Consider the following 13,430-nt stretch of genomic DNA (forward strand, 5'->3'; position numbering starts at 1 on the left):
AGCGCACCTCTCTGCGTGGTAAACTGCCTGAACTTTGCCAGCCCCGTTCACCCGGAGATCTACTGGCAGCTGGGTGAGGCGGTTCGTGGCATGGGGGACATGGCAATTGCCATCGGTGCCCCGGTGGTGGGTGGCAATGTCTCGTTATACAATGAGAGTGATGAATTCGGAACACGGATTCTTCCGACGCCTTCCATCGGTATGGCAGGGAAGGGCCCGGTGCTCCGCTACACACTGCCGACAGAGGGGGCCACGCTTGCCATTGCGGGCAGGTCTGTCCCTGCACTGGGAGGGTCAGTACTGGATGCAGTGACCGGGTGCGGTGGCCAGGCTCCGGAGAAGGCAGACCCGTCCATTCTTGAAAAAATCCGTTTATTTGTACAAAACGGCGGGTTTGCAGCAGATATATCAGCAGGTGGGTTAATCGCAGCCCTTGCGGAGTGTGCACCTGCCGCCACAGTCAGCCTTGCGGGTGATGCAATACCTGCTCTCTTTGATGAATCACCGGGCAGGTTCCTGATTGCCTATACAGATAAATCTGTTGCAGAAGGACTTGACGCAGTTGAAATCGGCACAGTCGGCGGCGATGAACTTATCATATCTGTAAGTGGAATGAGTATTGGGTTCACCCTTCAGGAGACTTGCGCAGCACTGGATTCCCTGACATCAGTGATGTATACTGAGTAGATGGGACAGAATACACACTTAATTTATACAAATATACGGGGGGGTACCAAACAATGATGACAATTCTTCTCACAGATGACGAACCCAGTCTTCTTGAACTGGGCAAGGTCTTTCTCGAGCGTACCGGCGATCTGAAGGTGATCACTGCACTGGGCGCAGAGGAAGCCATGGAGATTATCCGGACCACAAAGATAGATGGTATTATTTCAGACTTCCAGATGCCGGGAATGGACGGCATTGCATTCCTGCAGAAGGTGCGCATCCGGTATCCGGATATGCCGTTTATGATGTACACCGGAAAAGGGCAGGAGGATGTGGTGATCTCAGCCCTGAGAAACGGGTGTGATTATTATCTGTCTAAGGGCGATGATCCGAAGGCGGAGTTTGCCGAACTGGCCCTGCAGGTCAGGCGGATGGTGAAGAACAAAAACCTTGAACATGATCTCAATGAGAGTGAGGAGCGCTACCGCCTCATCATTGAGAATTTTACCGGCATCATCCTGCAGCGCCATGCGGATAACCGTATCATCTATGCAAACGGTGCGGTGGAGAGTATCACCGGTTATCCGGCTGAGATGCTCATGTCAGGTGATTTTGGCTGGGACACCATTGTCCACCCGGATGACCTGCCGATTCTCTCCCAGACGGTAGAAGACGCACGGGCGGATCCATCGGTTGTCAGTGTGAGTGAATATCGTATCATTTCCAAAGACGGGGATGTGCGCTGGGTGCAGGAATCGTGCAATTATGTCCGCAAAAAGAGTGGAAAGATTGCCTCGGTACATGGCACTCTCTACGATATCACCGACCGGAAGCTGATGGAGGGGCAGCTCATCGCCCAGCGTGATCTGGGTCTCTCCCTTGCAGCAGCCCGTTCCCTTGATGATTCGGTCTCTCTCTGCCTGGATACGGCATCACGGGTGGCAGAGATGGGATTTGGAGCTCTCTACCTGGAGGATGCCCGTACTGAGAGTTTTACCCTTTCCTGTGCCACCGGGTTTTCTGATGCATTCCTTGCTTCAGTGCAGGAGATTGGAAAAGAGACTCCTCTGGCCCGCCGTGTTGCAGCGGGTGAGTATATCTATGCCCGCTATTCTGATCTCCCGGAGCTGCTGGGGTTTGCACCCGGAAAGGAGCGAATACAGGTAATACTTGTTGTCCCCATCATCTACAACAATGCCTCTATTGGGTTCATCCTGCTGGGATCGAACTATACTGATATCATTCCGGATTCAAGTCTGATGTCACTGGAGGTCATTGCCTACCAGGTTGGCAATGCCATTGCCCGTATATGGGTAGAAGAGATGCTTGCACAGGCAGAGATTGGATCCGGGTTTTTCCGGTCAGCACCCGCTGAGTAGCCGGAACAGGCAGGCACCGGAGAGTGTATGTCCGGTTCTCATATATTTTTTAAAAAAAGTTTAGTCAGAGGAGAGATTCTGGAACTGTGGCATAAGTCCACGGACTTCACGGCCGACTGATTCAATCATGTGTTCTTCACCCTGCCGTTTCAGTGAGGTGAAGACCGGTCGGTTGACCTGATTTTCAAGCATCCATTCACGGGTGAATTCGCCGTTCTGTATTTCTGTGAGTATCTCTTCCATTGCGGCATATGCCTCCGGGCCGATGACCCGCGGGCCACGGGTGAGGTCGCCATATTCAGCAGTGTTTGATATGGAGTCACGCATCTTTGAGAATCCTCCCTCATAGATGAGGTCAATGATGAGTTTACACTCGTGCAGCACTTCAAGGTATGCCATCTCTGGTGCATATCCTCCATTCACGAGGGTCTCAAATCCTGCCTGTATGAGAGATGTCATGCCCCCGCAGAGAACTGCCTGTTCACCAAAGAGATCGGTCTCTGTCTCTTCCTGGAATGTCGTCTCAAGGACAACTGCCCGTGTGGCACCGATCCCTTTTGCATACGCAAGAGCAATTTTTCTGGCATTGCCGGTTGCATCATGGTGGACTGCAATGAGTGCCGGCACGCCGCCGCCCTCGGCGAACACCCTCCGGACCATATGGCCAGGTCCTTTCGGTGCAACCATAATAACATCGACCGTGGGTGGCGGGACTATCTGTCCATAGTGGATATTGAAACCGTGAGAGAACATTATGCAGTCCCCTTCTTTGAGATTTGGCATGATCTGGGCGCGGTAGACATCTCCCTGCAGTTCATCCGGAAGGAGAATCATCACGACATCTGCCATACCTGCTGCGGTTGCCACATCGAAGACCTCAAAGCCGTCTTCTGATGCTTTCTCCCAACTTTTTCCTGGGCGCAGGCCAATGATGACCTCGAGCCCTGAGTCGCGCAGGTTGAGTGCCTGACCCTGTCCCTGAGACCCATACCCGATGACAGCGATCCGGGAATTCCCCAGATTTCTGAGGTTTGCATCGGATTCGTAGTATTTCTGTATCATTTTCTCATCCCTAATGGTTGTTGGTTTCCTTCATAACTTTTATAGCATAGGATAAAAAACCTAACATCAGGAATAATATATCTGCAGAATTCATACCAGAAATCTGCTTTTTTCATTCGAGGTTAACATGGAACTGCCTGATACACAATCAACCCAGCCTGAAGTCAGAATCAATCTTACCCGGGTCGGCGTCAAAAATGTCAAGAAGCTTGTTGAAGTCGCACGTCCGGGAAAGCGCCCGGTGATCTTTATATCAACATTCAATGTCTATGTGGATCTCCCCAGCAGCCTGAAGGGTGCCAATCTCTCCCGTAATTTTGAGGTGATTGATGAGGTGCTTCAGCAGGCCACCGAGGGTGAAGTAAACGGTATTGAAGAAGTATGCAATGCTGTTGCCCGCAAACTCCTTGACCACCACGAGTATGCAGACCGTACAGAAGTGAAGATGACAAGTCTGTATATGGTGAGGCGTGAGACGCCGGTATCTAAGACGGAGTGCGACGAGGTCGTAGAGGTGCATGCCAGTGCGGTCGCTGACAGAAACAATGGTACACCCCTCGTCCGGAAGATGATCGGTGCGGAAGTGACCGGTATCACTGCCTGTCCCTGTGCCCAGAATATTATGAAGGAACTTGCTTCGGCAAAACTGCGTAATCTTGAGATTAGTGAGGAAAAAATACAGGAATTCCTGAACGAGATCCCGATGGCCACCCATAACCAGCGTGGCAAAGGGTTCCTCTTAATTGAGACTGATGACGACCAGCATGTTGGACTTGAGACCATCATTGACATACTGAAAGACTCTATGAGTGCCCGGATCTTTGAACTCCTGAAACGTGGTGATGAGAGTCATGTGGTCTTCTCCGCACACAGCAATGCCCGGTTTGTGGAAGACTGTGTCCGTGAAATGGCCAAACGTGTAGTTGAGAAATTTTCTTATTTGCCGGGTGATTCAGTCATCACTATCAAGCAGACAAATGAGGAAAGCATCCATCAGCATGATGCCTATGCAGAGCGCAAGGCAACCATTGCTGAGCTGAAAGCTGAAATAAAGCTGAATTATAGTCAAAAACCAGACTTCTAAGAATATCTGGTATTCTCCATATGATGCCAAACGTTTATTTTTGAAATTAAACGATAGTAAACGCTTAATCGCATTTACTATTAGTTCAAAAAGAAACGTTCGCCACTATAATTCGGTCATTTATCTTTTTTTGCTAAAATATCGTTGATTTATGGGAAGGATGTCCTGAATGGAGAGGGATCTTCCTGAAAAATAATACTTTATCAACATAATCCTGTTACTGGCGCCGTGTACTTAACGAAACTTATTTTTAACCGTTCATTCACATAACTCATACGTACTTCTTAGCGGGTACGTGTGTTGCAGCATGCAGTATGTGATTTTATGCATACGTGTGTGTTTGAATAGCCAGAAGAACAGAATTTAATAATTAGGCGATAATTTATGTCGAAAGTTGTAGAGATTTCCCCAACCACAAGACATGAGGGTCACACCAAGCTTACTATGCAGGTTGACGACAGCGGTGTCGTTACCCGCGGTGACTGGCTCAGTCTTACACCTGTACGGGGTATTGAGAAACTCGCCATCGGGAAGAGCATGCACCAGGCACCGAAGATTTCTTCCCGTGTCTGTGGTATCTGCCCGATTGCCCACACCCTTGCAGGTACTGAAGCAATGGAAGCCTCGATTGGCTGTATCATTCCCGATGATGCATACCTTCTGAGAGTTATCCTTCAGTGTGCAAATCGTGTTTCAAGTCATGCACTGCACAACATCCTGTCACTGCCTGACATGTACATCCCGGGAACGGACACCCATATCAACCCGTTCACCCCCGAGGAACCTGTACGCAGTGTTGCGCAGAGAATTCAGAAACTCCGTGAAGTAGGTCAGACTGTTGGGGAGATTGTTGGTGGAGAGCCCATTCACCCGTCCAACCCCCGTGTCGGTGGTATGTATAAGAACATCTCCCCCCGTGCACAGACCAAGATCAATGATCTCGTAAAAGAGGCAATCCCTCTTGCACGTGACCACATGGATTTCATGATCTCTGTCTTCAAGGACTGGGATGACCGCCCCATGGCATCGGTTGCCGGCGGCAAAGAAGTCGAGAAGACCGAGAAGTTCGGTTTCCACGACCAGGGTTACATGGCATCAGATACACTCTATGGTTCCTCTTCACTTGATCTGGATCAGAAGTGGTATCCTGAGCGCTGGACAGAGGTCCGCCCGTGGGACTGGTATCAGGGTGAACTCGAAGTATCCCTCGAAGACCCTGACTACCCGATTGGTGGCACCACCCCGGTTGGTACCAAGGTGTGGCCGGCAATGGAAGCATGTACCGGTGTCCCACTCTATGATGGGGCGCCAATTGAGACAGGTCCCCGTGCACGTCTTGCAATGTTCCGGAACTATGACCGCAAGGGCGCAATGGGTCTGCAGATTGCACGACAGATGGAATATATGGACTGTCTGTACGGTATGCTGGATGCTGTTGAAGCACTTGACACCAATGGGAAAGTCATCGCAGATGATATTCCTCAGGGTGATGGAACACTTGGCTGGGCAGCAAACGAAGCACCACGTGGAACTGACATTCACCTGACCAAGGTCCTGAACGGCAAAGTACAGTGGTACTCGCTCCTTGTCCCGACTACATGGAACTTCCCGACTGTCAGCCGGGCACTCGAGGGTGCACCGTGGCAGCTCACTGAAGTCATCATGCGTGCCTACGACCCATGTGTGTCCTGCGCAACCCACATGATGGTGGTCGACGACTCAAAGAAGGTAGTGGCCCAGAAACTGTTCCAGTGAGATAGTCAGATGCTTGACTGGTACGCGAGACAGATGATTGTGGGTGTCGGCAATCCGCTCTATACAGATGACGGATTTGGACCTGCGGTGGTCTCTGAAATCAAAAAATTGTCCCTTCCGGATAATACTGATCTGAAAGTCCTGGATGTGGGCCTTGCAGGGCCGCATTTCCTCTTCACCATGGTTGCAGAGGCTGAACAGCCGGTCGAGAGGATGGTCATTGTTGACGTCCTCGATTTCGGCGGCAGCCCCGGTCAGTTGACGAAGGTGTCTCCCGACTTCCTTGCGAATGAAAAGACGGGCAGGTATCTTGACCCGCATTCGTGGGGAGGGTTTAAAGACCCGCTGACTGAGCTCTCGAAACGGACTGAAGTGATAATCCTTGGGTGCCAGCCTGAGAGCATCGCGATATCCAATATTGATAATGAATCTGAGGATGTCGACTACTGGCTCACGGAACATGTTACAATGGCCATTCCGAAGGCAGTGCAGATGGCACTTGCCGAAGTAGGGGTGGAATATGGGACTACTATCAAATCTGAAGAAAATCTTCACGGGGAAGAAGCCGGAAGAACCTGAGGCGGCACCAGAACCAGTTACGGTTCCTGAACCGGTGACTGTTCCAAAGGCCAGGCCTGAGGCAAAACCGGCTGTGAAACCCGGCGATGTGAAGGTTGAAAAAAAGCCCGAAATACACGAAAAGGAGGAAAAGCCTGTGGCTGAAAAAATTACGATTGGACACGTGCACATGTCCGGATGTACCGGATGTCTCGTGTCCCTCGCAGACAACTACGAAGGTCTGTTTACGTTGCTTGACAACTATGCGGATCTCAATTACTGTCTGACTCTCGCCGATGTGCGTGATATCCCGAAGATGGATGTCGCACTTGTCGAGGGTTCAGTCTGTATAAACGATCACCACTCTGTGGAGGATATCAAAAAGGCACGCAGGAATGCAACTATTGTTGTTGCACTCGGTAGCTGCGCTGCATACGGCAATATCACACGGTTCGCCCGTGGTGGACAGTGGAACCAGCCCCAGCATGAGAACTACGTTCCGATCGGTGACCTGATCAACGTAGATATCTACCTGCCGGCATGCCCACCGTCCCCTGAATCGATCCGTAATGTTGCTGTTATGGCATATCTGCTCCTCAGAGGAACCGATGAACAGAAGGAACTTGCAGCAGCATATCTCAAGCCTCTCATGGATCTCGCACAGCGCGGTACAGAGGCATGCGGATGTGACCTGATCTATGATGTCATAAACCAGGGTCTCTGTATGGGATGCGGTACCTGTGTCGCAACATGTCCGGTCCGTGCAATTTCAATGGAATGCGGTAAGCCGAACATTGACCGTGATCTATGTATCAAATGTGGTGCATGCTACGCACAGTGTCCGCGCAGCTTCTTTAACTTTGATGTGATGAACCAGTTCGAGGCAATCGGCGAAGTTATTGATGCTGCTATGGGCAAGGGAGATGAGTAAAATGGTTCTCGGAAATTACAAGAACTGTGTATCCGCACGTGCAGCTGACCCGGCAGTTCTCTCCGCCTCTCAGGACGGTGGAATCGTCACCCAGCTCTTTGCATTTGCACTTGAAGAGGGCATCATTGACGGTGCTGTCGTTGCAGGACCGGGCGATGAGCCATACAAGCCAGAGCCAATCGTTGCAACCACGGTTGCAGAACTGATGGAAGCACGCGGTACCCGCTACACCATCTGCCCGAACGTTGCAATGATCAAAGAGGCAACCCGTTCGTATGGTCTTGACAAGGTTGGAATTGTCGGCACACCGTGCCAGATCCAGGCTGTCAGAAAGGCCCAGCTCTACCCAATGGGCATGCGGTCTGTCGGGGACAAGATTGCACTTGCAATTGGTATCTTCTGTATGGAGAACTTCCCCTATCAGGGTCTTGAGACCATGGTGGAAGATCTCTGTAATGTGAAGATGGAGAGCGCTGTTAAAATGGACATTGGCAAGGGTAAATTCTCTGTCTACACCTCACGGGGTGCAGTCTCACAGATTCCGCTCAAGCTGACCCACAAGTTTGAGCAGCCCGGCTGCCACGTCTGTCTTGACTACGTTGCAAACCTCGCTGACGTCTCAACCGGCTCTGTTGGCAGTCCTGACGGCTGGTCAACAGTCCTCACCCGTACAAAGAAGGGTGAGACTATCTGGGGTAAGGCCATCGAAGCAGGATACTTCGAGACCAAACCTATTGAAGATGTCAAGCCTGGTCTGGGTCTTCTTACCAAACTCGCAACCGAGAAGATCACAAAGAACCAGAAGACTCTGGACGAGCGTGCAACCTTTGGCGTTGACAAAGGCCTGCGCAATCCATACATCTAAACCATTTTTTTTGTTCCATCTGCTGCCTGCTGAAGTGAGGTAGACTCAGTATAACTTCTGAAAAAATTGCACAGATACATGTCAGGATGACGGGGCAGAACAGGGATCGCGTATTTTGTAAAAATGATTATTTCCAGACTTCAACCGGGTTCATCTGGGCATTGATGACCATTTCGAAGGCTATTTTTTCCAGCCATCCGGCACGCCGGAACATATCCATGAAGCAGATGCCCACAATCTTTGCGTCATATCCTGCAATTGTCTCGTGCACCATCTCAGCTGTTACCGGTTCATTCGGCATGGCAAGGCCTCCCATTATGATAATGACCTTAGGATCAAAGGTCTCCGGGGCATGGGATGTGACCTGCATACCCACATGGGGAACCGGCTTGAGGACTTTCGCTGACGATTCGTCCAGCCGGGGCACAAAGATATACTCAAACGGCAGGTCACGGGCAGCATACGTGAGCAGTTCAATAAATGGTGTGCATGTTCCGGGGCAGCCGTAAAACACGACCTGGTCTGTGTCCATTATGCCGGATTCGACCATGAATTTTTTGAACGGACGAAGCATTCCTGCAAGGCCTGATCCTGATTCCTGTAATTCCATGCTTCTCTCTTGTGTGCGGATGAGAAAAATCTTGCTTCTCATGCCGGACGTCCGTGATGCGATATGCTATATTGACAGACTACACAACATCCTGTAAGGGGGGACAGATTTGGCGAGAAGAGGAAGACATGTGCCGAATTGATGATACCGGGCTTACCGGGCTTGAGGGTGCAATTATTCTGATCGCCTTTGTGCTCATCGCCTCAGTCTTTTCCTTCACCATTCTGGGTACCGGGTTTTTTGCAACGGACACGGCAGAAGATGTCATCTATACAGGCGTAGACCAGTCTGTTTCATCACTGATGCTCATCGGTGATGTATATGGCTATAAAACATCCGGCCGGAGTGCTGTGGACATGCTGCGTTTCACAGTCAGGCCGTCTGCCGGAGGAGGAAAGGCGATGGATCTCAGCGGTTGTTCACTGGCATATGTGACATCTGAAAGCATTCTTACCCTACAGCCGAACAGCACCCTTATATCGGCTATACCGCCTCTTCCGGGGATGTGGACAATATATGATATAACTTCTGACGGGGATACCCCAGTCATCCAGTTTAATGAACAGGTGACTATCATGGTTCGTGTACCGGAATCGTATGCGGCACTGCCGGGGGAGCGAATCACTGTCACTCTTATCCCCCCGGCCGGTACAGCTGTCACTGTCAGTCGAACAGTCCCGGCTAAGGTAAGTGACGTTACGGTTCTCGTATAACCGTCAATTGTCAGGACGGTCTGTTCTTATTCTTATAGGGAAAGCGTAACACCCCCTGGTCTTTAGCCAAGGGGATGTAGCATTTGTTTTCATGGGCACAAATTAAATATTTGTAACACTAATACGGAATTGCCTGATTACGAGAACCAAGTAATCATTTAACCATCGGAACGAGGGGAAAGGCCTGTGGACTGGTGGAGAATACTCCGGGGAATGAAGCAGGGAGCCGCTAAGTCTTTAGCTTCGTGGTAGTTCACCAACAGGTATGAAGTATACAACAGCAATGAATTCCGGCAGAAAGAGAAGAGACTGGTTTGTCATTGGCATATCGTTTTTTCTGGTTCTTTTGATCATTGTGATGTTCCGGGCACTGCTCGATCCGCTTATTATTGCAGGAGCACTTGCAGCGGTCCTGATACCCTACCATAATGTCCTGAAAAAGCATCTGCATGCGCCTCTCTCGTCCATTTTCATCACAACAGGTGTGGTCATCTTTCTTGTCATGATGCTGATGGTGTCTCTGGTTGTTATCTTTGCAAACGGGGAGTATATTCAGGAGGTCTTTAACAGTATCTTTGCCTGGCTTTCCATGGGAGGTGGGATTTTTGGCATGGATGTCAATCCGATTGTCTTTGACCTCCAGGGGATTGTCAATGGTATCATCGCTGCAGTGCAGGGCTCCATCGGTGAAATTCTTGGTGCAACCGCCTATTATTCAATCATTTTCATGATTCTCTTTCTGTTCCTGTATCTCTTTATTCTCTACGGGGAGCAGATGTTTGATCAGATATGGTCTGTCGTGCCGGCAGAGTCAAAGCCAAAACTTTCCATTCTCAATGTGCTACTCTCGGATACTCTCTATTCCCTGATCATCGTCCATGTGGGGATTGCCCTGCTTGTCTTCGTCGTTGCTCTGCCGTTCTTTACGTTCCTCGGATACGGGCATGTGCTCTTCTGGTCGATTATCTGTGCGATATTTGCATTAATCCCCGTATTCGGGCCGGTTATTATCATTGCGTTTCTTGCAGTCTATGCCCTGTCTCTCGGGGATTACTACGGACTGGTGCTGATACTGGTGATTGGCTGGCCTCTGCTCTGTGCCATCCCTGACTGGTATCTGCGCCCTGTCCTGATGGGGAAACGTTCAAAACTCAATGCTGTCCTGATATTTATCGCCCTTTTTGGCGGTATTGCTGTTATGGGAGTGCTGGGTTTTCTGTATGGGCCGCTGGCACTTGCAGTCCTGACAGCAGTATATCGGATTTTATTTGATGAATTTGGGGGTGAAGATCAGCCAATTCACTCTGAATCTCCCTGATTATTCTGTTCACGAAAAAAGCAGGCAGGAAGACCACGACTTTATTCGTGGGTAGTTGACCGGTGCCTAATCATGCCAGTGCGAGTCGCCGGTGGCGGTGATGAGTGTCGTGAGATATTCCAGCTCGTCTGCTGTCAGGCGGGTTATTCGTTCCCTGAAGTCATCTGCATCCACCGCATAATGATTTGCAACAGGCGGCAGGACAGAGCGGTAGGGAACTTTCGAATCTGAGCAGAGCAAATCCTCACATTCCGGTGCACATTTCTTCAGGATTTCCTGGTCTTTCTTTGAGAGTATGCGTGCCATGTACGAGCTTCCTCCGCCGGTTTTTATTGTTGGGTGTCTGCCGTGCGTGCGAACGCTTCCGGGTAGTGGACCATACCATGTACGTCACGCAGGGCATTTGTTTCGAGGCTGAGGACCATGAAGTATCCCTCCGGCACCTCCCATGGCGGCTGTATTTCATACACTTTTGCTGATTCAAACCGGAACCTGCGGTAATATCCGGGTTCACCAAGTACAACGATGATCTTCGCTCCTTTCTGGTGGGACCGGTGAATGCCCTCTTCAATGAGCACGGTGCCGATTCCCTGATTCCGGAATTGAGAGAGGACTGCCACTGGTGCCAGGGCAAGGGCAGGTGTCTCATCGCAGTCTGCTGCGCGGATAACCACTGGTGAGAAGAGTACATAGCCGACGATGGTTCCGTCTTCAACACAGACAAGTGAAAGTTCAGGATCATAGGCACCGGAATTACGGATCAGAGATACCAGTTCTGCCTCGTCTTTCCGGCTGAATGCATCGGTGAGAACCGCAGCAATACCTGCAGCGTCATCCGGTTCTTCTGATCTGATGGTCCATGGCATGGTAATCATAGATATGGTGCTGCCCGCTAAAAAACCTGCATGTTCCCGTTCCCGGCAGATGCACGATATAAATTGTCTGCAGGTATGTGTCACACGGGTGTGATCAGAGTAGGATGACGGATTCATCACTGTTTTTACCCTCAGGTGCCGGAGACGATTAGAGACAAGCAAGGAAAACTGAAAAAAGTATGATTATTTCTGGGTCATAAGACCGGTGATCACGACGATGACACCCCATGCAATCAGGAAGATGCCCAGAACGTAGATGACAGTGGCCGTTGCCATCAGCGGGTACATCATCACGTAGAATCCAAGGATGATCGCGATGATGCCTGCAATGACGAGGAGCACCTTGTACCATATACTGTCTTTCCCGGTAAACGCCTGGAAGATATTGGTAAATCCGGTCAGGAATGCCCAGAAGGCAATCAGGTAGGTAATAAGGAACCAGGCACTGAGGATACTGGAGAATACCAGCAGGCCGAGGATAATAGCAAGCACACCCAGAATAATGAGTGCGACAGACCGTCCTGTGCCACCTTCGTGCGGTTTTACTGCCTGCACGACTGTCATAATTCCCCAGACCACCACCATCGCACCGATGAAGTAGCCTAAAAAGAGCGTCACATATCCTGGCATGATGACACAGCATATGCCAAAAATAAATGCAATGATTCCCAGGAGAACAAACGTCCACCACGACGGGGTGAAACCCATTGCTTCTCCTGCCTCATTCTCAATGATATCAGTCATAGTTTTTCACTAACGCAGTGGTATGTGAATGTGGTATTTAACTTGTGGGGTGAAGGGGCGGAGCGGGAAGTCCCCGGTCTTCAGGCCGAGGATGAAAGCAGAGCCCCTTCCTCGCTGCGATAATTATATTGTGTGTCGTCACGCAAATTGCGTCAGGAATACCCTGCAACTAAAGAGCTGCTGTGGGGAGATGGGTTATGGTCTCCCTCATATTTCCTTACAACATCTGGGCAGGTTAGTCCTGATGTTCTGAAAGGTTGCGTTGATTCTCAAATGGAGAAATGGATGATCGTTTCCTACAAGTATCGGGCATATCCAGGTCCGGTTGCAGAGACGCGACTGAATGCAGCACTCGATACCTGTAGGTGGCTCTACAACAAACTTCTGGAAGAATGCAATGAGGCCCGGGCCAACGGCGTGCCTCTGAAGAAGAAGGAAACACAGGCACGAATAGTCCCGCTGAAGGATGAGAATCCTGCACTGAAAGAAGTCTACTCCAAAGTGCTCCAGATGGTCAATTATAGTGGCGAACGTTTCTTTTTGAACTAATAGTAAATGCGATTAAGCGTTTACTATCGTTTAATTTCAAAAATAAACGTTTGGCATCATATGGAGAATACCAGATATTCTTAGAAGTCTGGTTTTTGACTATATACTCTCTGGAGCAATATTGCCGCTCTGTCACAGACAAAGAAGAGAGGACGGAAGATCGGGAAACTCCGTTTCAAAAGTGCATTCCGATACCGTACTCTTAACTACAACCAGTCAGTGCGACATGTAAAGCTAAATCAAAGATTGCGACACGCCATGCCCTCCTTTCGGCATGATTCTACCGTGGCATGCATTCCTGGTAACGGGATTGTGTGA

15 protein-coding genes and 1 pseudogene are annotated in these 13,430 nt (G+C 50.0%); 11 read left to right on the forward strand and 5 right to left on the reverse strand.

Annotated elements, in window-relative coordinates:
- The coding region (locus MKMG_RS08225; protein WP_254059138.1) for an AIR synthase related protein at nt 1-687 on the forward strand (687 nt) is incomplete at its 5' end.
- A 53-nt stretch (nt 688-740) separates the two neighbouring features.
- Entirely contained in the window at nt 741-2,048 is a 1,308-nt protein-coding gene (locus tag MKMG_RS08230; RefSeq protein ID WP_165077211.1) for a PAS domain S-box protein, read from the forward strand.
- A gap of 60 nt (nt 2,049-2,108) precedes the next feature.
- On the opposite strand, the gene ilvC is transcribed toward MKMG_RS08230, so the two are convergent.
- Nucleotides 2,109-3,110 carry a ketol-acid reductoisomerase gene (gene ilvC / locus MKMG_RS08235; protein WP_305847709.1) on the reverse strand — a complete coding sequence of 334 codons (1,002 nt, stop codon included), beginning with the start codon at nt 3,108-3,110 and terminating at the stop codon, nt 2,109-2,111.
- 127 nt (nt 3,111-3,237) lie between these two features.
- Here ilvC and mptA point away from each other — a divergent pair, with 127 nt between their 5' ends.
- The 5 genes from mptA to frhB all read left to right on the forward strand — a co-directional run bounded on the left by mptA (nt 3,238) and on the right by frhB (nt 8,303).
- The gene (gene mptA, locus MKMG_RS08240; protein ID WP_165077213.1) at nt 3,238-4,194 is read left to right on the forward strand and encodes a GTP cyclohydrolase MptA; all 957 of its coding nucleotides are present in this window, start codon (nt 3,238-3,240) and stop codon (nt 4,192-4,194) included.
- Between the two features lie 384 nt (nt 4,195-4,578).
- On the forward strand, nt 4,579-5,949 hold the full coding sequence (gene frhA, locus MKMG_RS08245; RefSeq protein WP_165077214.1) for a coenzyme F420 hydrogenase subunit alpha: 1,371 nt from the start codon (nt 4,579-4,581) through the stop codon (nt 5,947-5,949).
- A 9-nt stretch (nt 5,950-5,958) separates the two neighbouring features.
- Nucleotides 5,959-6,528: a hydrogenase maturation protease gene (locus MKMG_RS08250; protein WP_165077216.1), complete on the forward strand. Its 570-nt coding sequence runs from the start codon at nt 5,959-5,961 to the stop codon at nt 6,526-6,528.
- Complete coding sequence (frhG, locus tag MKMG_RS08255; protein WP_165077218.1) at nt 6,470-7,438, forward strand: coenzyme F420 hydrogenase subunit gamma; 969 nt, start codon at nt 6,470-6,472, stop codon at nt 7,436-7,438. The genes MKMG_RS08250 and frhG overlap by 59 nt, the downstream gene beginning before the upstream one ends.
- 1 nt (nt 7,439) lies before the next feature.
- Entirely contained in the window at nt 7,440-8,303 is an 864-nt protein-coding gene (gene frhB, locus MKMG_RS08260) for a coenzyme F420 hydrogenase subunit beta (RefSeq protein WP_165077231.1), read from the forward strand.
- 127 nt (nt 8,304-8,430) lie between these two features.
- On the opposite strand, the gene MKMG_RS08265 is transcribed toward frhB, so the two are convergent.
- The gene (locus MKMG_RS08265) at nt 8,431-8,955 is read right to left on the reverse strand and encodes a DUF2124 family protein (protein ID WP_254059139.1); all 525 of its coding nucleotides are present in this window, start codon (nt 8,953-8,955) and stop codon (nt 8,431-8,433) included.
- An 86-nt stretch (nt 8,956-9,041) separates the two neighbouring features.
- Here MKMG_RS08265 and MKMG_RS08270 point away from each other — a divergent pair, with 86 nt between their 5' ends.
- Nucleotides 9,042-9,626, forward strand: coding sequence for an archaellin/type IV pilin N-terminal domain-containing protein (locus tag MKMG_RS08270; protein ID WP_165077220.1), 585 nt, complete (start codon nt 9,042-9,044; stop codon nt 9,624-9,626).
- Between the two features lie 265 nt (nt 9,627-9,891).
- Nucleotides 9,892-10,944, forward strand: a complete 1,053-nt coding sequence (locus MKMG_RS08275; RefSeq protein WP_165077222.1) for an AI-2E family transporter — start codon at nt 9,892-9,894, stop codon at nt 10,942-10,944.
- A gap of 66 nt (nt 10,945-11,010) precedes the next feature.
- On the opposite strand, the gene MKMG_RS08280 is transcribed toward MKMG_RS08275, so the two are convergent.
- From MKMG_RS08280 to MKMG_RS08290, 3 genes are all read right to left on the reverse strand, one after another.
- Complete coding sequence (locus tag MKMG_RS08280; protein WP_165077223.1) at nt 11,011-11,250, reverse strand: hypothetical protein; 240 nt, start codon at nt 11,248-11,250, stop codon at nt 11,011-11,013.
- Between the two features lie 23 nt (nt 11,251-11,273).
- On the reverse strand, nt 11,274-11,819 hold the full coding sequence (locus tag MKMG_RS08285; protein WP_165077225.1) for a GNAT family N-acetyltransferase: 546 nt from the start codon (nt 11,817-11,819) through the stop codon (nt 11,274-11,276).
- 183 nt (nt 11,820-12,002) lie between these two features.
- Nucleotides 12,003-12,563, reverse strand: coding sequence for an HdeD family acid-resistance protein (locus tag MKMG_RS08290; protein ID WP_165077227.1), 561 nt, complete (start codon nt 12,561-12,563; stop codon nt 12,003-12,005).
- A gap of 132 nt (nt 12,564-12,695) precedes the next feature.
- On the opposite strand from MKMG_RS08290, the pseudogene MKMG_RS11685 reads away from it, so the two are divergent.
- A pseudogene (locus MKMG_RS11685) lies at nt 12,696-12,818 on the forward strand (transposase); the annotation flags it as partial.
- Nucleotides 12,819-12,848: 30 nt separating this feature from the next.
- Nucleotides 12,849-13,112 carry a helix-turn-helix domain-containing protein gene (locus MKMG_RS08300; RefSeq protein WP_254059141.1) on the forward strand — a complete coding sequence of 88 codons (264 nt, stop codon included), beginning with the start codon at nt 12,849-12,851 and terminating at the stop codon, nt 13,110-13,112.
- Nucleotides 13,113-13,430 lie beyond the last annotated feature (318 nt).

The organism is Methanogenium sp. MK-MG (assembly GCF_009914725.1).
GTDB lineage: Archaea > Halobacteriota > Methanomicrobia > Methanomicrobiales > Methanomicrobiaceae > Methanogenium.

What these genes read in the sequence shown, in the direction of transcription:
- MKMG_RS08250 (WP_165077216.1), top strand. Translation starts at nt 5,959, where the DNA reads ATGCTTGACTGGTACGCGAGACAGATGATTGTGGGTGTCGGCAATCCG.
- frhG (WP_165077218.1), top strand. Translation starts at nt 6,470, where the DNA reads ATGGGACTACTATCAAATCTGAAGAAAATCTTCACGGGGAAGAAGCCG.
- mptA (WP_165077213.1), top strand. Translation starts at nt 3,238, where the DNA reads ATGGAACTGCCTGATACACAATCAACCCAGCCTGAAGTCAGAATCAAT.
- frhB (WP_165077231.1), top strand. Translation starts at nt 7,440, where the DNA reads ATGGTTCTCGGAAATTACAAGAACTGTGTATCCGCACGTGCAGCTGAC.
- frhA (WP_165077214.1), top strand. Translation starts at nt 4,579, where the DNA reads ATGTCGAAAGTTGTAGAGATTTCCCCAACCACAAGACATGAGGGTCAC.
- ilvC (WP_305847709.1), bottom strand. Translation starts at nt 3,110, where the DNA reads ATGATACAGAAATACTACGAATCCGATGCAAACCTCAGAAATCTGGGG.
- MKMG_RS08275 (WP_165077222.1), top strand. Translation starts at nt 9,892, where the DNA reads ATGAAGTATACAACAGCAATGAATTCCGGCAGAAAGAGAAGAGACTGG.
- MKMG_RS08270 (WP_165077220.1), top strand. Translation starts at nt 9,042, where the DNA reads ATGTGCCGAATTGATGATACCGGGCTTACCGGGCTTGAGGGTGCAATT.
- MKMG_RS08280 (WP_165077223.1), bottom strand. Translation starts at nt 11,250, where the DNA reads ATGGCACGCATACTCTCAAAGAAAGACCAGGAAATCCTGAAGAAATGT.
- MKMG_RS08290 (WP_165077227.1), bottom strand. Translation starts at nt 12,563, where the DNA reads ATGACTGATATCATTGAGAATGAGGCAGGAGAAGCAATGGGTTTCACC.
- MKMG_RS08300 (WP_254059141.1), top strand. Translation starts at nt 12,849, where the DNA reads ATGATCGTTTCCTACAAGTATCGGGCATATCCAGGTCCGGTTGCAGAG.
- MKMG_RS08285 (WP_165077225.1), bottom strand. Translation starts at nt 11,819, where the DNA reads ATGATTACCATGCCATGGACCATCAGATCAGAAGAACCGGATGACGCT.
- MKMG_RS08230 (WP_165077211.1), top strand. Translation starts at nt 741, where the DNA reads ATGATGACAATTCTTCTCACAGATGACGAACCCAGTCTTCTTGAACTG.
- MKMG_RS08265 (WP_254059139.1), bottom strand. Translation starts at nt 8,955, where the DNA reads ATGAGAAGCAAGATTTTTCTCATCCGCACACAAGAGAGAAGCATGGAA.